18 protein-coding genes are annotated in these 26,518 nt (G+C 56.6%); 10 read left to right on the forward strand and 8 right to left on the reverse strand.

Going from position 1 to position 26,518, the window contains the following annotated elements; genetic code table 11:
• The first annotated feature begins 33 nt into the window (after window positions 1-33).
• From JK208_RS09080 to JK208_RS09090, 3 genes are all read left to right on the forward strand, one after another.
• A complete protein-coding gene (locus JK208_RS09080; RefSeq protein ID WP_211575747.1) occupies window positions 34-546 on the forward strand; it encodes a hypothetical protein in 513 nt (170 codons plus the stop codon).
• Window positions 547-895: 349 nt separating this feature from the next.
• The gene (locus tag JK208_RS09085) at window positions 896-2,572 is read left to right on the forward strand and encodes a phospholipase C (protein ID WP_408870686.1); all 1,677 of its coding nucleotides are present in this window, start codon (window positions 896-898) and stop codon (window positions 2,570-2,572) included.
• A 5-nt stretch (window positions 2,573-2,577) separates the two neighbouring features.
• Window positions 2,578-3,912 carry a cytochrome-c peroxidase gene (locus JK208_RS09090; protein ID WP_249202057.1) on the forward strand — a complete coding sequence of 445 codons (1,335 nt, stop codon included), beginning with the start codon at window positions 2,578-2,580 and terminating at the stop codon, window positions 3,910-3,912.
• A gap of 34 nt (window positions 3,913-3,946) precedes the next feature.
• On the opposite strand, the gene JK208_RS09095 is transcribed toward JK208_RS09090, so the two are convergent.
• The 6 genes from JK208_RS09095 to JK208_RS09120 all read right to left on the reverse strand — a co-directional run bounded on the left by JK208_RS09095 (window position 3,947) and on the right by JK208_RS09120 (window position 10,657).
• Window positions 3,947-5,404, reverse strand: a complete 1,458-nt coding sequence (locus JK208_RS09095) for a carbohydrate porin (protein ID WP_194262458.1) — start codon at window positions 5,402-5,404, stop codon at window positions 3,947-3,949.
• On the reverse strand, window positions 5,401-5,811 hold the full coding sequence (locus JK208_RS09100; RefSeq protein WP_194268225.1) for a heme-binding protein: 411 nt from the start codon (window positions 5,809-5,811) through the stop codon (window positions 5,401-5,403). The genes JK208_RS09095 and JK208_RS09100 overlap by 4 nt, the downstream gene beginning before the upstream one ends.
• Window positions 5,812-5,906: 95 nt before the next feature.
• On the reverse strand, window positions 5,907-7,541 hold the full coding sequence (locus JK208_RS09105) for a GMC family oxidoreductase (protein WP_249202058.1): 1,635 nt from the start codon (window positions 7,539-7,541) through the stop codon (window positions 5,907-5,909).
• A 17-nt stretch (window positions 7,542-7,558) separates the two neighbouring features.
• A complete protein-coding gene (locus tag JK208_RS09110; RefSeq protein ID WP_211575750.1) occupies window positions 7,559-9,022 on the reverse strand; it encodes a cytochrome c in 1,464 nt (487 codons plus the stop codon).
• A gap of 19 nt (window positions 9,023-9,041) precedes the next feature.
• Window positions 9,042-9,593, reverse strand: coding sequence for a sorbitol dehydrogenase family protein (locus JK208_RS09115; protein ID WP_211575752.1), 552 nt, complete (start codon window positions 9,591-9,593; stop codon window positions 9,042-9,044).
• A gap of 137 nt (window positions 9,594-9,730) precedes the next feature.
• Window positions 9,731-10,657: a LysR family transcriptional regulator gene (locus JK208_RS09120; RefSeq protein ID WP_249202059.1), complete on the reverse strand. Its 927-nt coding sequence runs from the start codon at window positions 10,655-10,657 to the stop codon at window positions 9,731-9,733.
• 170 nt (window positions 10,658-10,827) lie between these two features.
• Here JK208_RS09120 and JK208_RS09125 point away from each other — a divergent pair, with 170 nt between their 5' ends.
• The 7 genes from JK208_RS09125 to JK208_RS09155 all read left to right on the forward strand — a co-directional run bounded on the left by JK208_RS09125 (window position 10,828) and on the right by JK208_RS09155 (window position 24,212).
• The gene (locus JK208_RS09125) at window positions 10,828-13,161 is read left to right on the forward strand and encodes a TonB-dependent receptor (protein ID WP_211575755.1); all 2,334 of its coding nucleotides are present in this window, start codon (window positions 10,828-10,830) and stop codon (window positions 13,159-13,161) included.
• Between the two features lie 40 nt (window positions 13,162-13,201).
• The gene (locus JK208_RS09130; RefSeq protein WP_211575757.1) at window positions 13,202-14,488 is read left to right on the forward strand and encodes an MFS transporter; all 1,287 of its coding nucleotides are present in this window, start codon (window positions 13,202-13,204) and stop codon (window positions 14,486-14,488) included.
• A 27-nt stretch (window positions 14,489-14,515) separates the two neighbouring features.
• Window positions 14,516-15,652: a M20 family metallopeptidase gene (locus JK208_RS09135; protein ID WP_211575759.1), complete on the forward strand. Its 1,137-nt coding sequence runs from the start codon at window positions 14,516-14,518 to the stop codon at window positions 15,650-15,652.
• A 387-nt stretch (window positions 15,653-16,039) separates the two neighbouring features.
• On the forward strand, window positions 16,040-18,817 hold the full coding sequence (locus JK208_RS09140) for a TonB-dependent siderophore receptor (RefSeq protein ID WP_211575761.1): 2,778 nt from the start codon (window positions 16,040-16,042) through the stop codon (window positions 18,815-18,817).
• 97 nt (window positions 18,818-18,914) lie between these two features.
• Window positions 18,915-21,419 carry a zinc-dependent metalloprotease gene (locus JK208_RS09145; RefSeq protein ID WP_211575762.1) on the forward strand — a complete coding sequence of 835 codons (2,505 nt, stop codon included), beginning with the start codon at window positions 18,915-18,917 and terminating at the stop codon, window positions 21,417-21,419.
• A gap of 48 nt (window positions 21,420-21,467) precedes the next feature.
• On the forward strand, window positions 21,468-23,234 hold the full coding sequence (locus JK208_RS09150) for an amidohydrolase family protein (protein ID WP_211575764.1): 1,767 nt from the start codon (window positions 21,468-21,470) through the stop codon (window positions 23,232-23,234).
• Window positions 23,235-23,300: 66 nt separating this feature from the next.
• Window positions 23,301-24,212: a LysR family transcriptional regulator gene (locus JK208_RS09155; RefSeq protein WP_211575766.1), complete on the forward strand. Its 912-nt coding sequence runs from the start codon at window positions 23,301-23,303 to the stop codon at window positions 24,210-24,212.
• A 52-nt stretch (window positions 24,213-24,264) separates the two neighbouring features.
• Here the strand turns inward: JK208_RS09155 and JK208_RS09160 are convergent, their stop codons facing one another.
• A complete protein-coding gene (locus JK208_RS09160) occupies window positions 24,265-25,293 on the reverse strand; it encodes a methionine synthase (RefSeq protein WP_194262467.1) in 1,029 nt (342 codons plus the stop codon).
• A gap of 30 nt (window positions 25,294-25,323) precedes the next feature.
• A complete protein-coding gene (locus tag JK208_RS09165; protein ID WP_211575768.1) occupies window positions 25,324-26,307 on the reverse strand; it encodes a DUF1852 domain-containing protein in 984 nt (327 codons plus the stop codon).
• Between the last annotated feature and the right edge of the window lie 211 nt (window positions 26,308-26,518).

Below are 26,518 nucleotides of genomic sequence, written 5' to 3' on the forward strand. Positions count from 1 at the left end.
GAAAATGCGGTCTGTTCAGGGAAGAGGCGTTCCATGATGATGTTGGTACGACGGTTTCAGGTTGGTCTGTTCGGGAGCTTCCTGCTGATGGGGCAGGCCTGTGCCCAACCGTCAAAGGAGCCGCAGAAGGTTGATGTCGATTCTATTCTGGCGCGCCCCCTGTTCGAGCCTGACCGCCAGCCAAAGGGACGAGGCGCTGTGCAGGCGGGTGAGCCGCAGGTTGTGGGGATTTCTGGCCATCCGGGAGGATGGCGGGCGATCGTCCGGACCGGCGCTTCTGGCAGTCGCGGCAAGGTCGTGGCTGTCGGGGACAAAGTGGGCGACTGGAGTGTTGCGGAGATCAGCGCGACCGGGGTGATTCTCAGACGTGGGCAAAGTGTGCGGCGCCTTGCCCCGGTTTTTACGAAACATCCTTTTCAGACTGCGCCCCAGCCGCAGGGGACAATGGCGCCGGTTACGCCACCGGTCGCTCCGTCGGCTCCCCCCATTTCGGGGCAGCCAAAGCCGACGTTTCATTTCGATCCGGCGTCGGGAGAGGCTCCGTGACAGTGATGTGTCAAACGATATCGCTTTTCACGAAACCATAACACTTCTTTCAAAGGCTTTCATTTAGTTAACGCACTGTCTCATCCACTGTGTTGGCGTGGGCCGGTAAAGATGGTGTTCGCCCGAACCTCTGGCACCCTGCTCCGGTCATGCCGTGCATCATGAAAGATTCCGCGACGTGTCTGCGAAGCGCACCAAAATTGCACTGTCCGTTCTTCTCTCCCTGTCCGTTGCCGCTCCTGCCCTCAGCCAGGCCCGTGGCTGGAATCCCTGGAACGATCAGGGACAGAACCAGAATCAGGGTTCATTCCAGCATGGGTCCGAAACAAAGACGCCCATTCGCCATCTGGTGGTGATCTATCAGGAGAACGTCTCCTTCGATCATTACTTCGCCACCTATCCGAAGGCTGCGAACCCCACGGGAGAGCCAGGCTTTAGGGCGCGTCCGGGTACGCCGACAGTCAACAACCTGCTTTCGCAGGGACTGCTGGAGCAGAACCCCAACACCAATACGGCCAACGGATCTGACGCAGCGCTTCCGTTCCGTCTGGATCGTACGCAGGCCAGCACGGCTGACCAGAATCACGCCTATACGGCCGAACAGATGGCCTATGACAACGGCAAGGCGGACCTGTTCCCGCTCTACACGGGTAAGGGCACATCCGGCGGCGTTGGTGCTTTCGGCACCAAGGGGCAGGTTCTCGGCTATTACGATGGCAACACGGTCACGGCGTACTGGCGTTATGCACAGCGCTTTGCCATGAGCGACAATTCCTACACCGACACCTATGGCCCTTCGACGCCGGGTGCGCTTGAAGTCGTTTCCGGTCAGACGAATGGTCTGAAGCTGCTGGCGACCACGCAGAAGCCGTCCACCGTTGCCAAGTCGTCCGCGTATGTGGCTGACGGACAGGGTGGCTGGACGATGGTCAACGACATCGACCCTGGCTACGACGCCTGCTCCTCCACGACCAATCAGGGCATGATGACGGGTCGTAATATCGGCGATCTGCTGAACGAGCGTGGCATTACCTGGGGCGGCTTCATGGGAGGCTTTGACCTTACCGCCTCCAATACGGACGGGTCCACGGGTTGTTCGCGCACGACATATTCCAGCATCGTGTCCGAAAATGTTGCGGACTACATCCCTCATCACAACTGGTTCCAGTATTACCTCAGCACGTCCAATCCGACCCATGCACGCCCGGCATCGGTCAGCTCCATCGGATACAGCTACGTTCCGGGGACCGCGAAAAAGGAACCGGCAAATCATGAATATGATCTGAAGGATTTCTACGCCGCCGTGAAAGCCGGCAACCTGCCTGCCGTGTCTTTCGTGAAGCTCCCGGCCTATCAGGACGGTCATGCCGGCTATTCTGACCCGCTGGACGAGCAGGTTGGTGTGGTTGATGTGGTCAATGCCGTTCAGAAGCTGCCGGAATGGCAGGATACGGCGATCCTGATCGCTTATGATGACTCCGACGGCTGGTATGACCATGCTTATGTCGCGCCGACACATGGCTCTTTCGATGCTGCTGCGGACCAGCTGGGTGGCGCGGGCATCTGCGGTACCGGTACGGCTCCGACAGGTGTTGGCGGAAAGCCGGTCAATGGTCGTTGCGGACCCGGCACGCGTATCCCGCTGATCGTGATTTCGCCCTGGGCCAAGCAGAACTTCGTCAGCCATACCCTGACGACCCAGGCGTCCATCGCGCGCTTCATTGAAGACAACTGGCTCGGCGGCAAGCGTCTGGGGCAGGGGTCCTTCGATGCCACGGCTGGCAAGATCGACGATCTGTTCGACTTCCGTCACGACCCCAACACGGAAACGCTTGAACTCGACGATAACACGGGCGATATCGTTGCCACCCGTCACCCGCATCATGGCGGCGGCCATCATTCTTTCGGGCATGATGACTCACCGTTCGGCCATCACTCGGGTGACACGGCGTCCAACGATAACGCGCAGGGTTATTTCTCCTCCCTGCTGTCCTCGATCTTCTCCATGTTCTCACGCTACCTCTGATCTTTATGCCCGATTTTCACCATCGGATGCGGCCCGTTCTGGGTCGCATCACTCTTCTCGCACTTCTCTGGACGGGAAGTGCTCTGGCGCAGCAGACTGGCTCCTGCCTTCCCGCAGAGGATGGCAGCAATCCCTGTCCTGTGCCGTTGCGGCGACCGGATGTTCATCCGCTCTCGCAGATGGCGGAAATCGGGAAACAGATCTTTCACGATCCTCTGATTTCCGGGTCTGGACGACTGTCTTGTGCGTCGTGCCATGAACCCGGAAATCATTACGCATCCTCGGCTGCAACACCTGTTTTTCTGGGTGGTGCGCATCTGGATCTTCAGGGGCGGCGCTCTATTCCGACCCTGACCTATGCCGAGCGGAGCCCCAATTTCAGCATCGGTCCTGATAATCCGACCAGCGAAGCCGCGCCCGCCATCGTGGCCAATGCGGCGGCTACGCAGCGTGGCGGAAAAAATGCGGCCAATCCGGGCGCTGCATCAGCGAACATGGTACCGCAGGGTGGCCTGTTCTGGGATGGTCGTGCCGACACCTTGCAGGAGCAGGCTCTCGGCCCGCTTTACGATCCCGCCGAAATGGCATCGACGCCTGAAAAGGTGACGGATCGCGTCATCCATGCGCCTTATTCGGACACACTGAAACAGCTTGCGGGTGCTGGCGCCCACGCCTCCTCTTCGCTCCTGCTGGCCGAGGCGATTTTTGCCATGGCCCGGTATCAGATCGAAGACCCGGCCTTTCATCGCTACAACAGTAAATTCGATGGATGGCTCGAAGGGCATGAAAAATTCTCCCCTCTGGAACGGGAGGGATATCTGGCGTTCAATGATTTCGCAAAAGGCAATTGCGCGGCATGTCATGTCGATACGGTCGCCAGCACGCGCCTGCCGCCACTGTTCACGGATCACCAGTACGAAGCTCTGGGAGCGCCGCGCAACATGGCGCTCAAGGCCAATCACAACCCGTCTTCCTATGATCTCGGGGTCTGTGATCGTCAGCCTGACGGACGAACGGCTCTGAGTCTTTACTGCGGGATGTTCACCACGCCGACGCTGCGCAACGTGGCTACCCGCAAGGTCTTTTTCCATAACGGGGTTTTTCGTTCGCTAGAGGACGTACTTGATTTCTACGCCCTGCGCGATCTTGAACCCAAACGCTTCTATCCGGTTTCAAAGACCGGAGATGTCGAGGCGTACAACGATCTCCCGGCCCAGTATCGCGCCAATCTGGACACGACCGACGCTCCATTCGATCGCAAACCCGGCGAGCAGCCCGCCATGACCCCGCATGATCGCGAGGCCATTATTGCGTTTCTCAAAACTCTGACGGACCGCTGAGGGAATTCTGTAGATCCTCTTTTGCAGGAGGATCTCAGAAATTCGACGTTAACTGCCCGCCGATGACGGCGGCGTCTTTGAACGTCGTTGTGGCTCCCGGGCGCTGAAGGTACTGGAAATCAGCCTGCAGGGTTGTGCCCCGCATGATGTGGGTGCTGTAAAAGGCCTCATAGACATTTTCCCAGTGCTGCACCCCGTAAACAGGGCCCCACTGATTGGCCAGATAGGGCAGTCCGAGCGCCAGTGACGATTCCTGCTGAAGGGTCACGGTATGGCTCATGTCCATGTGCTGGAACATGATACCGGCCTGATCGCCGCTTCGATGCCATGGAGTTCCGCTCTCGACGAAACCAATCCATTCGTGGTCGCGCATGGCAACAAGATTGCCCTGCGCATATCCGACGCCACCAATCACGATCAGTCCGTCTGTCACGCCTGGTCCGTTGCGGACCAGCATCTGGTCGAACATGAACCAGGCTGATGTCATCCCGGCTTCATAACGGCGTTCCAGACCCGTGGCCTGAAAGGAGTTGCCGTGGATGTCTTCGTAGAGGTTCGGATAGCGCGAGTTGTCGTACCAGGCTCCCAGCTTGTAATTGCCCCGCAATTTGTCTTTGCCAAAAGAGGGCATCCAGCCGATTTCGATCTGTGACGAAACTTTCCCCAGGCCGCTCTGGGCCAGGGCCCAGCCTGAAATGCCGCCGTTATAGCTGTGTGGAGACACCGCGAAAACGCCCGCCATGATATAGGTCTGCTCTGTCGGTCGCAGGCGCAACACGCCCCCCAGATTCCCTGACGGCCAGTCACGTCCGCCGGGAACATATTTACCGGGAGCAAAGTTACTGCACACCGAAACGTTCATGAAGGAACAGGCGACGTAATCAAAAGCGAAGAAACTTCCTGTCGGAATGTCGCCAAGAGACAGGATGATCCGGTCGTTCAGGAAGGATTTATCCGCATACATGGAGACAAGATGCGCGATGACGTTACCGCGTGCGCCATAAATCTGTTCTGGATTTGTAACAGAATCGCCCAGAGTGTGGCTGAAGCTGCGTCCATGTCCGTTAATCACGAGAAGATGCGTCCAGAGCCCTTTGACGCCTGCAAGTTGCTGCCAGTCCACATCCAGTTCGGCCGCTACCTGACCGGCCAGCACGTTATCTCGCGTCCGGCCGCCGGTAACATTGCCCATGTATTCTTCATTGAGCGCGACATTGAGATACATGCCGTGCTTTGTCAGCCATGTCTGGGCTCCGCCCCAGTCTCCGAACAGATGAGGGTTGCCGTACAGCGATGGCACGAGTGGGCCAACCGTGAATGTGCCCACGCCTTCCATGGCAAAAGCGCGGGACTTGTAGGAGTCAGGTGTCGCAAGGTTCTGGGAGGTTTCGCTCTGTGCGAGTGCCTGACGGCCGGGGCCAATGATCCCCAGAACCGCGCACAGGAAAAACCCGGCGAGTTTTTTCCTGTGCAGGAGACGTCGGGTTTTCATTCAGTGCTCTTTGCCTTTGAAGCCTGCAGGAACGTGGTGACTGTGGACTGGGCGAGATGGGCGTCGGTTTCGCCCTCGCCACCGCTCAGCCCAAGGGCGCCTACGAGTTCGTTGTTCACCACGATCGGATAACCGCCACCTGCGGGAAGCGCGTTGGGCAGCGTGCTGATCATGTAGTTGCCGCTGTTGAGGGCATGTTCCATGTCGGCGGTGGGGCGAGCGAAAGACACGGCTGTCTTGGCTTTACGGATAGCCAGTTCGATACTGCCGAGCTGTGTGCCGTCCATTTTCTGGAAGGCCACCAGATTTCCGCCTGCATCGACAATCGCTATGGCCACGCGGTTATGACTGGCCGTAGCCAGCTTCTTGGCCTGCTCGATCAGAGTATTGGAAGTTGTCAGATTCACTGTCAGATCCTTCGCTGATGCAAAGCCTGTTGTTGCGATGAGAAAACTGAGGACGACGCCCGTGGTCCTGCGTTGGAACATTGTTTTCAAAAGACCTATCCCTGCTTCAGATCATTGAGAATGGCGTCTGCGGCGCGCAGCGAGAGCGCAGCCATTGTCAAAGTCGAATTCACCGTTCCCGAGGCCGCCATCGTGGCACCTGTTGCAAGAAACAGATTGGCGTGATCGTGGGTTCTGAGCCACTTGTCTACGACGGAATCGCGCGGGTCGTGGCCCATGATGGTGCCACCGGTAATGTGGTTGTTGGGCGTGAAATACGGGCTCATCTCAATTTCCGTTCCGCCAAGGGCCTTGGCAATGTCCATGAGACGCTGCCGGGAAATAACAGCCGATTTACGCACATATTCGCCCACATCATAAGTCACTTCGGGGTGTGGAATACCCAGAGCGTCCTTATGGTCCTTCGAAAGAACGAGGCGGTTGTTCGGGTCGGGCAGAACTTCATGGTTGGCATAGATGTCCACACCATGCGCCGTACGACGGCGGATTTCATCATCCAGCTTCTTGCCGACCAGCCCCATGGAGAGGGCTTTCATGCCTGCGCGCGAATTCTGGGCCGTATTGTTGTAACCAATCTGTGTTGCGGCATACTCCGAACGGAAGTCGCCGTCTCGGAAGTTGGTGATGGAACTCATCTGGACCGATCCGCCACCCGCCCAGATGGGCTCTGCGGACTGGAAGCTCATTCCGATGCCCGGATGGTCCATCATGTTCCGGCCGACGAGGTCGGACGAGTTGGCAATGCCGTTGGGATTGCGGTCGTTGGCGGCAAGAAGCAGCAGCTTCGGGGTTTCGATTCCGTTGGCCGCCACGACGAATGTTTTGGCAACGACACGATGAGACTGTTTTTCGGGGTCGTAGAAGCGGATGGCAGTGATCTTGTTTTTCGCGTCCGTTTCCATCGCATAGACGACGGCGTTCGGGATGATCTTCGCGCCGAGCTTTTCAGCCTTCAGGGCGGCATAGACGCCATTATACATCGCGCCAATCGGGCAGATCGGCATGCAGTTGTTGTTGCCGCAGCACTGGGGGCGCCCGTCATAGGGGCGGCTGTTACGGGCCTGTGGAACGGGCGTGTTTGAAAAGCCGAGCTTGCTGACCACCTCGGTAAAAGTGCGGTCTCCATAGCCATAAGGCATGGAGGTCATGGGCCAGGGGTTTTTGCGGGGCGCTGAAGGGATGATTTCTTCATCATTCGGCCCCATGACGCCCATTTCGCACTCGGCCTCATAATAATAGGGTTCGAGTTCGTCATAGCTCATGGCGTAGTCGCGTCCGACGCCATAGGTGGAATGCAGTTTGAAATCATTGGGCAGGTAGCGCCAGCTCGACGCGGCCCAGTGCCATGTCGTGCCGCCAACGCCCTTGATGATGCCCTGCTTGTAGGCCGTCTGGTCCGGTCCTTTGACGATCAGGTAATTATTGTCCGGAAAATAGTTGGTATGCGGAGCCCACGGAACGCTGGGATAAGGCGTTGCGTAATCGTACTGGGATTTATTGTCGGGCGGCATGTTCCGCCAGTTCTCTACGATCTGCGAGCGGTCGCGGCGCGGACCGGCATCCAACAGCAGAACGGAAAGTCCGTTGCGGACGAGTTTATGGGCAAGCAGGGAGCCGCAGATTCCTGCACCAATGATGACGACATCAGCCGAAAGCGTTTCACCAGACATGATATGATCCTTGAATTCTATTGAGCGACACGCTGTTTGCGACGGCTGACCAGCCACCAGATGCCACCCACCACGATGATGATCCCAAGGACACCACCGGCCCCGAACAGGAGCATCACGCCCGGATTTGCGAGCTGGGCGAGCGGAACCTGCTTGCCGCCCATACGGACCTGTTTGACAGCCTCAGCGGAAACGGTGGCCTGTGCGTTGCCAAAGTGGCTGAGAACGTAATCTGCAATTGTCGCGATCTGTTCATCCGTCAGCGGCTGAACCAGAGAGCCTGGGCCGAAAGCGGGCATCAGGATTTCATGATTTTCCGTCGTACGATCCACGCCATACAGAATACTGGCAATCAGGTCGTTCGGATTGCGCTGACCCGTCGTCGTGTTTCCCACGAGGGAGGGATAATATCCGTCAGGCGATCCTTTGCCGTTGGATTGATGGCAACTCGCGCAAACCGCTTCATAGAGTGCAGCGCCGTCTGTGGTCTGGGCCAGAGTGCTGTGGTTTCGGCGCGCATTGGCGTCCGCCACGCTGTAGCTGGATGGACGGCCGGAATGTGCGAAATTGGCGACGGTCTCTCCGGCTTCGGTCTTGGGCGGAACGGAACGGAGATAGGTCACGATTGCCGAAATGTCCGAATCCGGCAGATATTGCAGGCTGTGCTCGACCGCCTCAGCCATTGGACCAGCCGCACGGGCATGCGCTGTCTGGCCGGTTTTCAGATACTGAGAGAGATCCTGATCCGACCAGCCGCCGATGCCGCTCTGGGGATCATTGGTGATATTGGGTGCGCGCCAGGAGCCTATGTCCGCACCGGCGAGATAGGCGGACTGGTCCGGGGCGAGGAGGAAATTACGAGGTGTATGGCATTCGCCGCAATGGGCCAGTTCATCGACCAGATAACGGCCGCGGTTCCAGTCGTCGTTATGGGTATGGTCGAAAACATAAGGCTTGCCTTCGATCCGTGCGGCAATTTTCCAGATCCCCAGAGAGGCGCGGATGGAAAACGGGAAGGGAAGCTGCGTTTTAGGCGAAGGAGCGTCTACAGGCTTCACCTCATTCATGATGTAGGCGTAGAGCGATTTGACGTCTTCATCCGTCAGGCGGTTATAGGCGTCATATGGCATGGCCGGATAAAGCTGCGCTCCATCGGCGCGGATACCGTGCCGCAACGCCTGTGAAAACTGCTCGAGCGTGTAATTGCCGATGCCATATTTTTTCGATGGTGTAATGTTTGTGGAATAAATATTCCCCATTGGGGAGGAAATGGCATATCCGCCAGCCAGAAACTGACCATTCCGTCCGTTGGTATGACAGGCTGCGCAGTCCGCTGCGATCGCGAGATAGTGACCGCGGCTGATGGAGGGACGATGGGCTGAGGCGGGTGTCGGCTCTGTCGGTTGCGCCAGAGCGGACGTTCCGGCGAGGAGCAGGACAGTCGTCAGGGCTGTGCCGGACAGAGGACGAAAATATCGCATGATCACTGAGATAATTCCCTTAGAATTCCGGCATGACAGCGACGGAAGCGGGCTCTGCAACCCAGTAATTCGGCCCGTTATGAGCATAGGTCGGGATGACGACGACATCGCGGGATGTCTGATACATCAGCGCTTTTTCGAAGGCGTAAACCTTGGCATTCGTTCCGCTTTCAATGACGCCAGAATACCAGCCGCGAATAATCTGGAGGAGCGTGGCGTGCAGAGGATCACCGGTGAGGGCTGCCTCCAGCGCTTCGACATCCGGATATCCGTTTTTCGCAATACGCTCACGAAGGGCTGCGACCTGCGTTGGAAAATCCGGTTTCTGAGCCTCAAAAGCCAGGAAAAGTGCCGATCCAACACCGAGATCCAGGTTTTTATGGCCGGTTGCAAAGGTGGAAAGCTGCATGAAGTCGGAAATGCCATCACGATTTGAGGACACTATTTCTTGAGCAGAACTTTTTTTTGCCGAGCCTATGGCAACTGCCGTCAGACAGGCACCGGAAAGGGCCAGAAGCCGCCTGCGAGAGAGCGTGGCCGAAACCGGATTGGGATCAGAGAATGTGTCCAATGGCGCTCTCCTCAAGGAATAGCGTGATGTGTGATGCGCTTTCTTCCTGAGTTTTCGCCAATAATGGAAATGACTATTTCTTGTTCGCTCTGACAAAATGGTGATGCCAAATGTTTTTAAGAGGCAACGATTACGAGTCAGGCAGGAGTCTGGAACACTCCTGAATTGGCAGTCAGAATATCCCGCCACAGGTCGAATGCCGCTGGCATCAGACGTCGGCCGGCGCGCACGGCGGCATAACGTTCAAAGGATTTCGCAATAGGATGGTCTAGAGGAACGGCGCAGACGCGATTGAGATCAATATAATCCTGTGCGGCACCTTTGGTCATGAAAGCGATACCCAGATTATGCGCGACAAGGGACAAAGCCGTTCCGAACAGATCGCACCGGTAAGCCGGGAAACAGTTAAGCTGCCGATCTTCCAGAATGGCATCGACATAGGTCTGTGCGGCAAAGTGGGACTGAAAGAAGATCAGCGGACTATCCACGATATCTTCCATGGTCACGGTGTCTCTCGTAGCCAGTGGGTGTGTGGCTGGCAGGATCGCGCATAACGGTTCGGTCTGGAACGGGCGGGCGTTCAGGATGGGGTCGCGCGCTGTGCCAGCGTAAATACAGACATCGACTTCATCATCACGCACCATCTGGACAAGCTGGGGCAGGGGAGCGGTGCGGATTTCAATGGTGATGCCGGGATGACTGGCGACGAACCGGTGCAGAACGGCCTTGATCAGAACGCTGACAATGCCTTCGCCACTTCCGATCGTGACATGTCCGCGTTCCAGCGTGCGATATTCCTGAAGACTGCTTTGGAAGCGCTTGGTCAGACGTGCGCGTTCGCGTCCATAATTGCAGACGACCTCCCCCATTTCCGTCAGGGCCGTGACGCGACCGCGCTTCATGAGCAGGCTGAGGGCCAGTTGGTCTTCAAGGGCCGCAATCTGACGACTGATGGTGGACGCATTGACACCGATGGCTGTGGCTGCGGAGCGGATGCTGCCAAAACGTGCAACTGCGTCCAGGTATTGCAGGGTTCGTTCGCTTAATTCATGCCCCCCAAACATTTCGTTACTCCGTTGCATTGAACGCAACATTCTTGTCGATGTTACAGCATGGATTCAATTGGTTTTTTAATATTTCATTTAAGAAACGAGTAGGGCTCTCCCCGCTGTCATTCGGGCCGTCCTGCAATTCGCTCTTACGTTATAGACAGGCCCCTACAAGGAAGCTTTTCATGGTGCTGCGCGTTCTTTCCCGGAGCTGTAAACTCACAACAGCGCTGGCATTCGGTACGGTTGGCGCAACTCTTGGTCCTGCTGAAGCCGCGCCGACGCATTCTGCCCATTCCGTCAAACATGCGGTGGGCGTAGGCAGTCCGTCAGGGCGTCATAAGAATGCGGGTCATGCAACATCGCGAATGGCTACGGACGCCGAAACCATCAAGGTTACGACGCGTAAGCTCCCGACGCGCTTCAATACGGAGCAGCATGTGGGCTCATCAACGACAATGATCAGCTCGGAAACGCTTCAGCAACGCGCAGTCATCACCACGACAGATATTCAGAAACTGGCGCCAAACCTGCAGATTGAAACCCAGTACGGTTCGAGTGCGCTGAATTTTCATCTTCGCGGTGTCGGTTTCAATGATTTGACCATGAACAATACGCCTTCGGTCATGCCTTATATTGATGGCGTGGCGTATCCGATTTCGTCCATGACATCCGGGCCTTTGTTCGATATCGAAAGTATTGGGGTTGATCCCGGACCGTCCGGCTTTACGCATGGCCAGACCACGACGGGCGGCGAAGTCCGGATTACGACCAAGGCGCCGGAAAAACAGTTTCATGCCGGGATTGCTGAAGACTTCGCATCTTATAATAGAAGCAAAACCGATGCGTTTGTCACTGGTTCCATGACGCATAACCTCCAGTATCGTCTGGCGGCCGAACTTCTTGAAGGCGGCGGTTTCTATACCAATCGCGATACCGGACAGTCTCTCGGAGACCAGCATACCGGGGCGATCCGCGGTAAGCTCGCCTGGCAGCCGGATGAACAGACGGACGTCAATCTGACCGGATACTGGTCCCTGAACCGCTCGGAAGCTCCGGGTTTCAGGATCAATAACAATCTCTCGGCTTTCGCGGGGCAATATGGACGCGATCTTGGCTATTACCAGACGGGTTGGGACATCAAGCCGGCGTTTGCGAAGCTGATCGGCTATCATGACACCAAGCCCCAGTTCAATGATCTGAACTGGGGCTTCCATCTGGCGATGGCGCATCGGTTCCGGTTCGGGCAACTCGACATTTCAAGCGCCTACGATGCCGTTCAGCTTCATGAATATCAGGATCAGGACGGTATGCCGTATGCCACGGCAGATGATTATCGCACTCAGGTTGCGAATTCCTTCACGCAGGAAGTCAATTTTCACAACCTGAAAGACAGTACGAGCCGATTCAGCTGGGATGCCGGTCTTTATTACAACCGGATCATGCAGAAGCAGAACAACTATTATGATTTCTCGGATTACGCCCTGCGTGGGTACATGTCTGAAACGAGGTTCAGTTCGCCGCAAGAGACGTTCAACCAGTATGTCACGCTGGGGTACAAGGTTCTGAAAAACCTGCGTTTTGTTGGCAGTATCTCACATGAATCGGACTCCCGGCAGCTTGTCGATCTCACGACAATTCACTTTGGGCATAACGACCTTAATTTCGGAACGCATGGTGCGCTCGCCAACCAGTTTACCGGGAAGGTCGGGATTGAATATCAGGCAACGCCGACCAGTCTGTTTTACGCGGATATTCGCAAAGGCATGAAGCCCGGAGGGTTTACGGCCAATAATACAGTCGTGGCGCAGCAGGCACAGCCCATCAAGCCGGAAACAATTCTGGCCTATGAGATCGGGACGAAGAACGATTTCTTCGCCCACCGTCTACGGTTGAATGCCGCGGCCTTTTATTATGATTATCGTGATCAGCAGGTACTCGGGAACATTGTTGTTCCCAGTTATGGGTCTGTGGGGTCTTATGTCAGCGTGCCGCGCTCGACCATCTGGGGCGTTGAAGGTTCCATGGAGGCGCATCCCACGCGGGATCTGACCCTGACGCAGGTCGTGGGATATCAGCGGGGCGTTTATGACCAGTTCCATTCGATCAATGCGGCACAGGTGAACGCCTATTATGCCAAGACCGGTATCTGGCAGGCGTTTTACAGCAACTATCATGGTGTTGACAGTGGCATTCCCAAGATTTCAATGAATGGATCTGCTGTTTATACCATTCATGTGCTTCCGCATTATCATTTTCTCTTCGATGTTGATTATTCCTATCGTGGTGCAGAAGGTCTGATTCCCGGCAACCCGCCTTACCGAACTGTCCCTGCCTATTTCCTTCTGAACTCGTTCCTGACGTTTGAGCCCAATTCGAGAAAATGGTCCGCTACGGTTTATGCGACCAATCTGGCCGACCGGAAATATGATCTGACGCGCTCTCAGGCCACGAATGTGCAGACAGCGATTTCAGGGCCGCCCCGTTTTGTCGGTGGCCGTTTGAATTATAATTTCTGATGATGCCGAACGTCGTTACAGCCCAAAAGGGACAGCATGTATGACAGGCAGAAAAACCGCCCGAACGATCGCCGCCGCGACTGTCGGCAATGCGCTGGAGTTCTTCGACTTTACGGTCTTTACGGCTTATGCGGCCTATATCGGGGATTATTTCTTCGGCAGTACGGATGATTACGTCCGCGTTTTGCAGGCGGTTTCCGTGTTCGGTCTTGGTTTCGTCGCGCGGCCTCTGGGGGCTCTGCTGATCGGCTATTATGCCGATACGCGCGGGCGGAAAGCCGCCATGACCCTGACGCTGCTTTCTATGTGCGTCGGGTCTCTGCTGATTGCCATTCTGCCGGGTTATAGAACGATCGGGATTGCCGCACCGGCCCTGCTTCTTGTGGCGCGACTGCTTCAGGGTTTTTCAGTCGGCGGAGAGATGGGGCCTGCCACGGCGTTTCTGGTGGAGTCCGCACCGGATACGAAAACCTCGCGGCGAGCGGCGTCCTGGCAGCTTGCGAGCCAGTCCTTTGCGACCATCGCTTCCGGACTTCTGGGAGCCCTGCTCAGCCTTGTGCTGACCCATCATGAGCTTGCCAGTTGGGGGTGGCGCATTCCGTTTGCCATCGGGGCCATGATCGGGCCGATCGGGCTCTGGCTGCGGGGTGCGTTGGAGGAAACCCTTGTTCCCGAACCGGGGCAGCAGAAGCCGCCCCATATCCTGTCCGTTTTCACCGGAATGCCTGTGGAGGTTCTGTCAGGCATGCTGATTACGGCGGGTGGGACGGTGCTTCAGTATTTCTTTCTCTACTGTGCCCTGTTTGCCGGGAAAAACCTGCATTTCCATGCGCTTCCGGCCCTGTCGGTGAATATTGCGATCGGTGCCGGTACGGCATTCGGAGCGATTGCCAGTGGGTATCTGGTTTCAGCTTTCGGGCAGACGGCGATCGTCGTGACCTGCCGTGTCATTCTGGCCTGTACGATTGTTCCGGTTTTCATGCTGTTTTCTCATGGCGCAGGGTTTCCGGTCGTTTTTTCGCTTCTGGGATTTCTGGCCATTTTCCATGGTGCGGCCTCGGGAACGGGAACTGGAATTCTCACGCGGCTGTTTCCAATGCCTGTCAGAACCGTGGGGGTGGGCTGTGCCTATTCTTTGGCCGTGACTGTGTTTGGCGGATCGGCCCAGCCCATTTTCACCGTGATTATCAACCGGACAGGCAGTTCTGTCTCATGGTGTTTTTATGTGGTGGTCATGGCCCTGCTGTCCACGGTTCCTTTTCTGTGGATGAGAAAGCGCCTGCGCGATAGGCCTGTCTCTTTGGCGACTGGCCTCAATACGCCCTGATTTTCCAGTTCTCTGAAAGTTTTCTTTATGAAGATGTCATCTGAAGACCTGTCGTCGTTTCTTGCGGAACTTAAAGAATGGGTCAGTATTGAGACGCCGACCACTAATCCTGACAAGGTAAACGAACTGGGGCGACTGATCATGTCCAGCGCCCGCGATGTCGGGTTGGCGGCTGAAATTCACAGCGGCAATATGGACACCCGTGGTGTTCCGCTAGGGGATCATTTCGTTCTTTTCGATCCCGAACGGATGTCGAATGAAAAAGGTATTCTGCTGCTCAGTCATATCGATACCGTCCATCCCATCGGTACTCTTGCCCATAATCTGCCTTGGAAACAGGAAGAAGACAGGCTGTACGGGCCGGGTATTGCTGACATGAAAGCGGGCGTTCTTCTGGGGTTCCGGGCGCTGGCCAGACTGTCACGGCAGTCGCCTTTGCCCATACGAATGTTGGTTGTGTCGGATGAGGAAATTGGCAGCCCGTCATCGCGTCAATTGATCGAAGAGGAAGCCTCCAAAGCCAGATATGTGCTTGTAACGGAACCGGGACGTCCGGGAAATGGCATCGTGAGCGGTCGAAAAGGCGTTGGGCGGTACTTCCTGTCATGTCATGGCCGCCCCGCTCATTCCGGTCGGGCGCATGCTGAAGGCCGCAGTGCAATCCGTGAACTGGCTCATCAGATTCTGGCTCTTGAAGCCATGACGGATGAAAGCCGGGGCATCACTGTCAATGTTGGTCTCATTTCCGGAGGCACAGGCGCCAATGTTGTGGCGGAACATGCGTCTGCGGTCGTTGATCTGCGTGTTCCGGATGCCGCGACTGGCATAGAAATGAATGAGCGTATTCTAGGCCTCAAAGCGGTTAATCCGGATGTTGGTTTCGTTGTCGAAGGCGAGATCAACCGCCCCGGATATGTGAAAAGCGCTGGAATTGCCGCGCTGGTTGAAAAAGCGCAAGCCATTTCCATTTCGGACGGTCAGACACTCTTTGACCTGTCTACGGGTGGCGGCTCGGACGGAAATTTTTCGGCCGCAATGGGAGTTCCGACCCTTGATGCGCTCGGCATCGTGGGAGATGGGGCACACACCCTTCAGGAATATATAGAAATCTCCAGTATCCCTGTGAGATGGAACCTGCTGACCGAGTTGCTCCTACAGCTTTAAGGCCCTTTTTTAGGCACCTGCCAGAATGTCTGGGAGACCTGCAGTCTGTGGGAAAAGACGTTCTGGTAGTGTTCTAAATAATACAAAGCGCGAATATCTGACAAATTTCTTGTTTCAATCGGGTAACTTTCGTAAAAGTTTTTTTCATAATACCGCACAGGATGTCTTAGAATGGCACAAACAGAGTTTCCGCTGGGCCGCTTTTCCCGCTCTCTTCTGTCGACGTCGATCCTGTGTGTTTTTCCGATGACGGCTGTGTGTGCGGCTGATGTGAAAGATGCTGCAACGCCTTCAGCAGAAGTCAAAAAAAATTCCTCAGAACGTTCCGGAACCGAACATAGATCGTCCTCTGGGGCGAGCGTAAAGGCTTCTGCAAAAAAGAAGGAATTGCAGAAAGTCACGTCTGTCAAAAGCAGCGCGGCGGAACAGGTGACGGTTACGGGGAGCCATATTGTCCGTAACGGCTTCAGTTCTCCCACGCCGGTGACGGTGCTGGGACATGAGGATATCGCTGCCCAGGTTCCGGCAAATATCTCCGATCTGGTGAACCAGCTTCCTGCGGTGACGCAGGGGAGTACGTCTGCGACCAGTTCGGGCTTTCTGTCTTCGGGGCTGGCCGGGATCAACTCCGTCAATCTTCGCGGTCTGGGGGCCAACCGGACGCTGATCCTGATTGATGGTCAGCGGTCGGTGCCGTCGTCCATCACGGGGCTGGTGGACGTCAACACCATTCCGCAGAACCTTGTTGAACGTGTGGAAGTTGTGACAGGGGGCGCTTCCGCGCAGTATGGTTCCGATGCGGTGGGCGGTGTCGTCAATTTTGTTCTGAACAAGAAGTTCTCGGGCGTGAAGCTCTCGGCCAATACCGGTTTTACGACTTATGCGGATGATCCGAATTACACGCTCAACGCAACCATGGGAAAGACTTTCCTGAACGGGAAGCTCCATGTGCTGCTGGATGCGCAGTATTACCAGCAGTTCGGTGTGGATACGATTGATCGTTCCTGGAACGACAGCGGATATTTCCAGATCAACAACCCGGCCTATACCGCAACCAATGGTCAGCCCCAGCGGCTTGTGGGGTCAGGGTTTGGTCCCTCGACCTATACCTCGGGTGGTCTGATCAGTTCGGGGCCGCTTGCGGGAACGTATTTTGGAGCACCGGGTCAGACCGGGCAGCTCAAATATGGTGTGAGAAGCTCGGCTTCGAGCCCTTACATGATTGGTGGGGATACGGAGGAGACGCTGAAAGGGCATGTGGGGACCAACTCGCTGACCCCGAGCGAGGAACGTATCAGCGTCTTTAACCGCACGTCCTACGACATCAGCGAGCATACCGAGATCTTCGGCCAGTTTTCCTGGAACAAGTATATCGGGAGCAGCTATTACCAGCAGACGCCCAGTACCGGGGTTACGATCAACCGCGACAATGCCTATCTGAATCGCGATTATTCACAGGTCGCCAGCCAGATGGCTGCGGCCGGTCTGAATTCGTTCAATATGGGAACGAGCAATGCGGGCTTTCCGGTGCCGGGAAGCGATGTGAGCCGTCAGGTGTTTCGTTATGTCGGCGGGATGAACGGGAAGTTCAAGTTTGCGGGAAATAACTGGCACTGGGACTGGTATTACCAGTATGGCCGGACGCTGGATGATATCCGGCTGAAGAATACCTGGAATGTGTCGCGGATGGCTCTGGCTCAGGATGCCGTTATGCATAACGGCCAGATCATGTGCCGTTCGACGATCAGTAATCCCGGCAATGGTTGTGTGCCGATTGACCGTCTTGGCACGAGCGGGCCGTCTGCCGCCGCGCTGAATTACATTTATGGTGGTCAGACGGGACAGCCAGCGCGTGAGCAGGTGCTTCAGCAGCATGTCGCCTCCTTCGATATCGGGGGGGACATGTTCCATCTGCCGGGCGGAAATGCAGCCATTGCCATGGGGGGCGACTGGCGGCGTGAGTCGGTGTCGGGTTATGTGAACTCCGCCTATCAGTCAGGCTGGCAGTACGGGAACTTCCTGGCCAACAAAGGCTCCTATAACGTCAAGGAAGGCTATGTTGAGCTTGATCTGCCGGTTCTGAAGGGCGTCGATATCAATGGTGCCGGGCGTTATACGGATTATTCCACATCCGGAAGTGTCGAGACCTGGAAGACGGGTGCGACTTATGCGCCTATTCAGGACATCAAGTTTCGTGGGACGTACAGCCATGATATCCGCGCGCCCAATCTGAACGAGCTTTATGCTGCGGGAACATCGCTGAACAATACCGTGGTTCTGCCGGCCAATTCCCCTGATCCAGGTTCACAGCCTTTCACGCAGATCCGGACTGGCAATACCAATCTTTCACCGGAAACCTCGAACACCTGGACCGTGGGAACAGTTCTCAGTCCGCGTTTCCTGCCCGGTTTCATGGCGTCGGTTGATTATTACAGCATCAATATCAGTAATGCGATCGGGACCGTCACGGGCCAGAATGCCGTTGATTTCTGCTATTCCGGCGGAACGGCCTGGTGCAACAACATTCATTATTCGAATGGCGTGTTGCAGAGCATCCTGTTGCAGCCGTTCAACTTTGCCAGCCAGAAGGAGCGGGGGCTGGATATCGAGGCGAGCTACAGGTTCCGCCTTGCGAAGATCTGGAAGAAGCTGCCGGGGACATTCTCGGTCCATGGCGAAATCACGCACTACATCTCCAATACGGTTGATAACAACGTCTATCCGATCAACTATGCTGGCGTGAATGGCGGCAGTCTGGCGGGCGATTACAGCGCACCGAAATGGAATTACCGGATCAGTTCTTTCTATAAGGTGGACAACTACACGTTCAATCTTGTGGCGCGTGGTTTCAGCTCGGGTGTTTATGGCAACGACTATGTCCAGTGCACCACGAACTGCCCGGTTTCGACGCCGCAGCATCGGACGATCAACAACAACCACATCAAGGGTGCTGTCTATTTCGATACGTCCATCGCCTATGATTTCACGGCCTATAACCACCCTGTCAGAGCGACGTTCGTCATGAACAACATGCTCAATTCGAAACCGGTTCTGATCGGGAGCGGGCCTGACGGAAACAACGTGCCTGCCTATGCCCAGACCAATGAGTCCCTCTACAATTATCTGGGAAGGGTTTTCCGCGTCGCCGTTACTGCGAATTTCTGAAAACAGGCCGTTTATCGCCTCCGGAAAAGGGCGGATTGTGTTCGGGAATGGTCTCCTGAACTTCTTCGCTCTTTCCCGGAGAAAGCAGGAAGTCTTCATGTTGCCTTTGAAATTTTTCCACCCGTCACGAAATTTCCGTTTTCTGCTTCTTGTGAGCACCATTGCGACTGCGGGTCTGGGGATCGGGGTGTCGGCGTCTGGTCAGGAGGCGAAAGAGGCGCCACTGCTGGCTGTTCGTGTCGATGCCCATAACGGAAAAATACTGGTTTCGCTTCCCGCGCCGGACAGTGATGGGCTGTATGGACGCTATCTTTATGCCAGTGCGCTGCGGACAGGGATCGGGTCGGCCAATATCCGGCTGGATCACGGGATGCTCGGGCCGACGCATATTCTGGCTTTTCGCCGGATCGGCTCGCGGGTTGCGGTAATTTTTGAAAATCCGAAATTCATGTCCCAAGGGGATGCGGACGTTCGGGAAGGGGTCAAGAGAAGCTTTCCGTTCAGCGTGATTGCGATGCTGGATATCGTTTCGGTGGATCAGGCCGGGCATACGGTGGTCGATCTCACGCCTTTTTATACCCATGACACGATGGCCATTGCCGAAACGCTCAATGGCGGAGGGATGAAGCTGCCGGATACGGTTGAGGCCGGGGGAAAGGGATTTCATCAGCTTGCCGCCCTCAGTCAGGTGGACTCAGCCAGCGTCAAGGCGTTTCCGGACAATATCGAGGCGGAATCCGTTCTGACCTTTGCATCCGACGCTCCGGGAAAGGAAGTCAGCCAGCTTTCCCCAGATCCGCATCAGATCAGCTTCATTGTCCATCATTCGCTCGTGCGTCTTCCGGGGCCGGGATATGTGCCGCGCAGGCTGGATATCCGCTCGGGCAGTCATGGGACAGCGGTTTATGATTTCGGGGCACCGTTGGGACAGAATGTTCTGATCGAGTATGCCAACCGTTTCCGTCTGGTCAAAACCGATCCATCCGCAGCGCGCTCGCGGGTTGTAAAACCGATCGTTTATTATATCGACAATGCTGCGCCCGAGCCTGTGCGGACTGCTCTGGCCGAGGGTGTCGCCTGGTGGAACAACGCGTTTGATGCTGCGGGGTATATTGACGCGTTTCAGGTGAAGATTCTGCCGCCGGGCGTCGATCCGCAGGATATCCGCTATAACATTGTCAACTGGAATGAGCGTCAGACCCGCAGCTATTCCTACGGGATCAGTGTGATTGATCCGCGGACGGGCGAAGTGCTGCGCGGAAACGTCGTGCTGGAAGGGCTTCGGCTTCGGCAGGATCTCATCATCTTCGAGGCGCTGGCGGGGACTGAGGACGAGAATACCGGCCGGGCCGATGATCCTGTCCGGATTTCGCTGGACCGACTGCGGCAGCTTGGCGTTCATGAGGTCGGTCATACGCTTGGCCTTGTGCATAATTTTTATGCCAGCACGCAGGACCGGGCTTCCGTCATGGATTATCCCGGCCCCCGGATCGGGATAACGGGCGATAAGCTCGATTTTTCCGATGCGTATGCGAAGGGTGTCGGCTCCTGGGACCGCTATGCCATCGACTGGTTGTACGGCCAGCCGAAACCGGGCGAGGATCCGGAGAAAGCAGCCGCGCTCAAGGCCAAAGCCATTGAGGCGCAGGGCATGCGTTTCGGAACCGATATCGACGGTCGGGACAGCGATTCCGCACTCGCTGGCAATAATATGTGGACGGATGGCGGCGATACGCCGGACGATCTGCGGCAGATGCTGAAGGTGCGTGAGATCGCGCTGTCGCATTTTGGGCCTCATGTCCTGCATCCGGGAGAGCGGCTGTCCGACCTGCGTCGCAAATTCGTTCCGCTCTGGCTGGTGCATCGTTATGACGTCGAGGCTGTCGGCAAGCTGATCGGCGGGCTGGATTACCGCTATGCCGTTGTTGACGGGCAGAGTCCGCTGCCGGTCTCGGTTGATGCGAAGCGGCAGCATGCGGCGATGGATGCCCTGCTGGAGACACTGTCTCCGAAAGTGTTGAGCGTCTCGCCAGCGCTGACGCTCATGTTGTCGTCTGGCGTGAATGGCAATTCTGATCCGCAATACGATACCGAAGTCTTCCGGATGGCCGGATCTTCGACGTTTGATCCGCTCAATGCGGCGGAGACGGCGGCCGAGATCACGCTGCATTCCCTGCTCGGGCCGGGCCGTCTGGAGCGGATGGTTCTGCAACATGCCCGCGATCCTGCGCTGCCCGGTCTTGGAGATCTGCTGAACAGGCTGACGGCTGATGTCGCGTCCCGGCATCAGACGGCTCTGGAGCGGCGGATTGCCTATCGGACCATTCTCAGCATGGCCCAGACGCGCGATGACCCGCATATCTCGCCGGATGTTGCGCTGGCTCTTTCCGGGGCTATCCGGCAGGTGGCCGGGAATTTCGCAGCGTTCAAAGGGCAGGGGGATGAAGCGGTCTGGTGTCAGGAAATGAGTGTCCTGCTGCATGATCAGGCACGTCTGGGGCGCGAGGCGTTAAAAACAACGCGGCCAGCCGCCAATATTCCGCCCGGAACACCCATTGGCGGGGGCGAAGGAGGGTGGCTTTCGGAAGATGCCCCAATCTGAAACCGGCCATTTCCGAGCCAGACTGAACGCCAGGACTGAGAAACGCAGATGATGAAACGAACCCTGATGACCGCGAGCCTTGGAGCAGCGTTTCTGTGCGCTACTGTTCCGGCGGCGATGGCGGAGACGACTGCAATCGTAGGAGGCGTCGTTTTTGACGGCACGGGCGCTCCGGTGGCGCGGAAGACCATTGTGATCCGTGATGGCAGAATTGCGGAGGTTGGAAAGGACATCGCCATTCCTTCCGATGCGCATGTCATTGATGTGCACGGCATGGCTGTCACACCGGGACTTTTCGATCTTCACACGCACTGGACCGTGGCAGGTGAGCCATCTGATTTTCCGTCCATCGCCGCCGCCTATCTGCGTTCGGGCGTGACGACGGTCAGCGATTTCAACGAAGCGCCGGAAGCCTATGCGCCCTTGCAGGCGTGGCTGGCGAAGCTCGATGCGCCGCATGTCAATTTTGCGGCCCGGATCAGCACGCCGGGCGGCCATGGTGCAGACTGGGCGGACCAGAACACGACGCGCTGGATCAGTTCTCCGGACAGCGCGAAAGCAGCGATTGACGCGGTGGTGGCGTATCATCCGGATCTGATTAAGATTTTCTCGGATGGCTGGCGCTATAATCGCATGCCCGACAACACCAGCATGAACGAAGCCACGCTGGCGGCGGCCGTGGCGGAGGCTCACGTCAAGGGTCTCAAAGTCATGACCCATACCCTGACCGTCGAACGGGGGCTGATTGCGGCGCGGGCAAAGGTTGATTCGCTGGCGCATGGTCTTCAGGACCGGGTGCTGACCGATGGCGAAGTCGGCGTCATCCGGGAGAGCGGGATGGGTGAAATCCCGACCCTCTCAGTTTTCGATCCAAACAAATGGGTTCATTCTTCCGATCACAAGGTCGTTGCGAACAGCGTCCTGTTCGACAATGCGCTGCGGAATGTCCGCAAGCTCTTCCGCGCCGGTGTGGTGATCGGTGTGGGCACGGATGCCGGAATGCCCGCAACGCCGCATGGTCTTTCAACGCTTCATGAACTTGAACTTCTGGTCCGTGCCGGTCTGACGCCGGCGCAGGCTCTGACGGCGGCAACGCATTCCAGTGCGGTCCTGATCGGGCAGGACAAAGACCGCGGTGTCATCGCGCCGGGTCTGCGGGCGGATATCACGGTTTTTGATGGACGGCCCTGGGAGACGATTTCCGACATTCATCATGTGGCAATGACCATGGTGGATGGAAAGCCGCTCTACGGGCTTGAAGCTCCGCCTGCCGACGGGCGGCCCGGATGGCCTGCGCCGGTGCCTGCCGCGAAACTTGTGGATGATTTTGAGCGGACGGATGGGCGTTCCTCGCTGGATACGCTGCGGACCGATACGATGGATCGCGGACCGGACCGCACGGTCGAGGTCTCCGGAGTCATGCCGCGCGAGGCGGGCAAAGGGCATGTGTTGTTCATGACGGCGACCATGGCACAGCAGAAGACGCCTTACGCGGGTGTTTCCGTGCCGCTTTCGACCGGCGCGATCCTGCCCGTGGATGTCTCGGCCTATCATGGGATTTCCGTTGAGGTGCGTGGATCGTCCTGCGATGCGCGCATGACGGCCAATGGAACGGTCGGAGCGTCTTGGAGCGCATCCCTGCCGCTGTCTGGGCACTGGCAGACGATCCGGGTTCCGTTCACCAGTCTGACCAGCGTGGACAATCCGCATCACAGGGCCTGGACAGGCCGGGACATCACCGATCTGGAGATCGGTCTTTCCTGTGCTCCGGGAACGACCGCGTGGCTTCAGGCCGACACGCTCAAATTCTACTAAGCACAGAGCTTCAGGAAGAACATTTCCCTGTCGGCATATGAGTTTTGTGCATATGACTGACAGGGTATGGCCATTCTCGAACGCAATCATCTGACCATTATTCAGGAAGTCGCCCGGGAGGGGTCGCTGACGGCGGCTGCGGCGCGGCTGAACCTGACGCAGCCTGCCCTGAGCCATGCGGTCCGCAAGATTGAAATCCAGCTTGGCGTGAAGATCTGGCGCCGCGAGGGGCGGTCGCTGGTTCTGACGCAGGCGGGGCAGTGGCTGCTTTCGCTTGCGAACCGGCTCCTGCCACAGTTTTCTCTGGCTGAAGAACGATTGGTGCAGTTTGCTAATGGAGAGCGCGGCACGCTGAGGATCGGGATGGAGTGCCATCCGTGTTATCAATGGCTGCTCAACGTTGTCTCGCCGTATCTGGAACGCTGGCCGCAAGTGGATGTGGACGTCAGGCAGAAATTCCAGTTCGGGGGGATTGGGGCGCTGCTGGGCAACGAGATTGATATCCTCGTAACGCCGGATCCGCTCTACAAGCCGGAACTGAAGTTCACACCCGTCTTTGACTATGAACTCGTGCTTGTGGTTGGAAGCGGCCACAGGCTGCGGGATGTACAATGTGTCACACCCGAGCAGCTGGCGGATGAGATCCTCATCACTTACCCGGTGCCGACGGAACGACTGGATATTTACACGCAGTTTCTACAGCCCGCCGGGATTGCGCCGCGTCAGCAGAAGCAGATCGAAACGACGGATATCATGCTGGTCATGGTCGCGCATGGCCGGGGCGTGGCCGTTCTTCCCCGATGGCTGGTGGAGGAATACGCCACACGATTTGATCTGCACGCCATCAGGATTGGCAAACATGGCATTGCCAAGCAGATTTTTCTGGGACGGCGCGAAACGGATGAGGATGTCCAGTATCTCACCAATTTCATAAAATTTGCGGCCAGTCCCGGGGATCAGGACGTTCTGATCCCGTAAAACAGGACGTGGAGTGGAGGCCGCTATGCCGACCTCCACTCCGTCAGACAGGTCAGCCCAGAAGTTCTTTCCGAACGATTGCAGCACCTGCGCTCAGGGCGTTTAGCTTTCCCGTTGCGACCTGGCGGGACAGCGGGGTCATTCCGCAGTTGGTCGACGGATACAGCTTGTCCGCATCGACGAACTGAAGGGCCTTTCGCAGCGTGTTGGCGACGTCTTCTGGTGTTTCAACGGTGCTGGTGGCTACGTCGATGGCGCCGACCATCACCTTCTTGCCGCGGATAAGTTCGATGAGATCCATCGGAACGCGCGAATTCTGGCATTCCAGCGAGATCAGATCGATGTTCGACCGCTGCAGCTTGGGGAAAATCTCCTCGTACTGTCTCCACTCCGAGCCCAGAGTGTTCTTCCAGTCGATATTCGCCTTGATGCCATAGCCGTAGCAGATATGGACTGCGGTTTCACATTTCAGGCCTTCAATGGCCTTTTCCAGCGTTGCAATGCCCCAGTCATTCACTTCGTCGAAGAAAACGTTGAAGGCAGGTTCATCGAACTGGATGATGTCCACGCCAGCCGCTTCAAGTTCACGGGCTTCCTGATTCAGAATCCGGGCGAACTCCCAGGCCAGCTTTTCACGGCTCTTGTAATGCGCGTCATGCAGCGTATCGATCATGGTCATGGGGCCGGGGAGAGCCCACTTGATCGGCTTGTCCGTGAGCTTGCGCAGGAACTTGGCATCCTCGACGAAAACGGGCTTTTCGCGCGACACGGCGCCCACGACGGACGGCACGCTCGCGTCGTAACGGTTGCGGATCTTGACGGTCTGGCGGTTCTCGAAATCGACGCCGCTCAGATGTTCGATGAATGTCGTGACGAAATGCTGGCGCGTCTGTTCGCCGTCGCTGACGATATCGATGCCGGCACGGTTCTGGTTGTCCAGCGTCAGACGCAGGGCATCCTGCTTGCCTTCGACCAGTTCTTCACCCTGAAGTTTCCAGGGGGACCAGAGTGTTTCCGGCTTTGCGAGCCAGGACGGTTTCGGCAGGCTGCCTGCGGTCGAGGTCGGGAGAAGTGTTTTCATGATGATTGCGGCCTTGGTGGTTTTGATGGATCAGGCGGGAAACTGGGCAGACCACTGTCCCAGAATGTCCTGATACGGCTTGATGAAGCGTTCTTCCGTGAACACGCCCTGTTCAACGGCCAGCCTGCTGCGCTCCTCACGATCGTAAACGATGCGGGTCAGCGAATAATCCTGATGCTTCAGGGTGGGCTGATAGCAGTCGGATGCCGGGGAATTGGCATTGTAGATTTCCGGCCGGTAGATTTTCTGGAAGGATTCCATCGTGCTGATCGTGCTGATCAGTTCCAGATCGGAATAGTCTGACAGAAGATCGCCGATGAAATAGAATGCCAGCGGCGCGGTAGCAAAAGCGGGCATGAAATACCGGACTTTCATGCCCATTTTCCCGAAATACTGATCGGTCAGGGAAAATTCGCGCTGTTCGTATTCGGTCCCCAGAACCGGGTGATGGTTTTCGGTTCGGTGATAGGTTCTGTTGCTGGAAACGCTCAGGCAGATGACGGGTGCCTTGCCAAACAGGGCCTTATAATCAGCCGAATGGATCGCTGCCTTGAACAGATTGCCATGCAGATCGCCGTACTGATCGGGAACCTGAAACTCTGAACGGCCCTGATTGTGGTTCAAAAGCAGGACGCTGAAATCATAATCGCGAACATAGGACGAAAAACTGTTTCCCGAGAGGCCCGGGATCCGCTCGTTTTTAACCTTGTCGACAATGGTCGTGTTGAGAATTTCAATGAGCGGAAAGACGTCACGCTTTGCATCAGCATTGATGTTCATTTCGATGGAAATGATTTCAAGCTCAATGGAATAGCGATCTGCCTTGGGGTTGTCCCAGTGCGCGAGGGAATTGAAGCGGTTATCGATCATCTGCAGAACTCTCTGCAGGTTTTCCCGCCGGTGTTCCCCTCTGGCCAGATTGGCGAAATTGGTTGTCAGGCGTGTGTCGTCCGAAGGCGTGTAGTCTTCATCAAACCGGGTTTTTTTGATAGAGAATGTAAATTCGGCAGACATTCCTGTTTCACCTTGCTCGGGCAGAAATTCTCCAGACCATGATGGGGATCTGTAGAGAATTTTACGTGTGTGCAGCTTCCAATCGGCAGTTTTCAGGCCGGTTATGTTGGGACGCGTTGGATGCTGTTATGCCCGAGAGGTTCAGTGAGCAAAAATGATTTTATTTCATTGTTCTATGAATTTAATTCATGGTTGGGTTTCGTGAGGGAGC

Origin of the sequence: Gluconobacter sp. Dm-74, from assembly GCF_018256135.1 — a bacterium.
GTDB classification, from domain to species: Bacteria; Pseudomonadota; Alphaproteobacteria; order Acetobacterales; family Acetobacteraceae; genus Gluconobacter; species Gluconobacter cadivus.

Coding starts and splice junctions, on each gene's coding strand:
- JK208_RS09080 (WP_211575747.1), top strand. CDS start 34: ATGATGATGTTGGTACGACGGTTTCAGGTTGGTCTGTTCGGGAGCTTC.
- JK208_RS09090 (WP_249202057.1), top strand. CDS start 2,578: ATGCCCGATTTTCACCATCGGATGCGGCCCGTTCTGGGTCGCATCACT.
- JK208_RS09095 (WP_194262458.1), bottom strand. CDS start 5,404: ATGAAAACCCGACGTCTCCTGCACAGGAAAAAACTCGCCGGGTTTTTC.
- JK208_RS09105 (WP_249202058.1), bottom strand. CDS start 7,541: ATGTCTGGTGAAACGCTTTCGGCTGATGTCGTCATCATTGGTGCAGGA.
- JK208_RS09110 (WP_211575750.1), bottom strand. CDS start 9,022: ATGCGATATTTTCGTCCTCTGTCCGGCACAGCCCTGACGACTGTCCTG.
- JK208_RS09120 (WP_249202059.1), bottom strand. CDS start 10,657: ATGTTTGGGGGGCATGAATTAAGCGAACGAACCCTGCAATACCTGGAC.
- JK208_RS09125 (WP_211575755.1), top strand. CDS start 10,828: ATGGTGCTGCGCGTTCTTTCCCGGAGCTGTAAACTCACAACAGCGCTG.
- JK208_RS09130 (WP_211575757.1), top strand. CDS start 13,202: ATGACAGGCAGAAAAACCGCCCGAACGATCGCCGCCGCGACTGTCGGC.
- JK208_RS09135 (WP_211575759.1), top strand. CDS start 14,516: ATGAAGATGTCATCTGAAGACCTGTCGTCGTTTCTTGCGGAACTTAAA.
- JK208_RS09145 (WP_211575762.1), top strand. CDS start 18,915: ATGTTGCCTTTGAAATTTTTCCACCCGTCACGAAATTTCCGTTTTCTG.
- JK208_RS09150 (WP_211575764.1), top strand. CDS start 21,468: ATGATGAAACGAACCCTGATGACCGCGAGCCTTGGAGCAGCGTTTCTG.
- JK208_RS09155 (WP_211575766.1), top strand. CDS start 23,301: ATGGCCATTCTCGAACGCAATCATCTGACCATTATTCAGGAAGTCGCC.
- JK208_RS09160 (WP_194262467.1), bottom strand. CDS start 25,293: ATGAAAACACTTCTCCCGACCTCGACCGCAGGCAGCCTGCCGAAACCG.
- JK208_RS09165 (WP_211575768.1), bottom strand. CDS start 26,307: ATGTCTGCCGAATTTACATTCTCTATCAAAAAAACCCGGTTTGATGAA.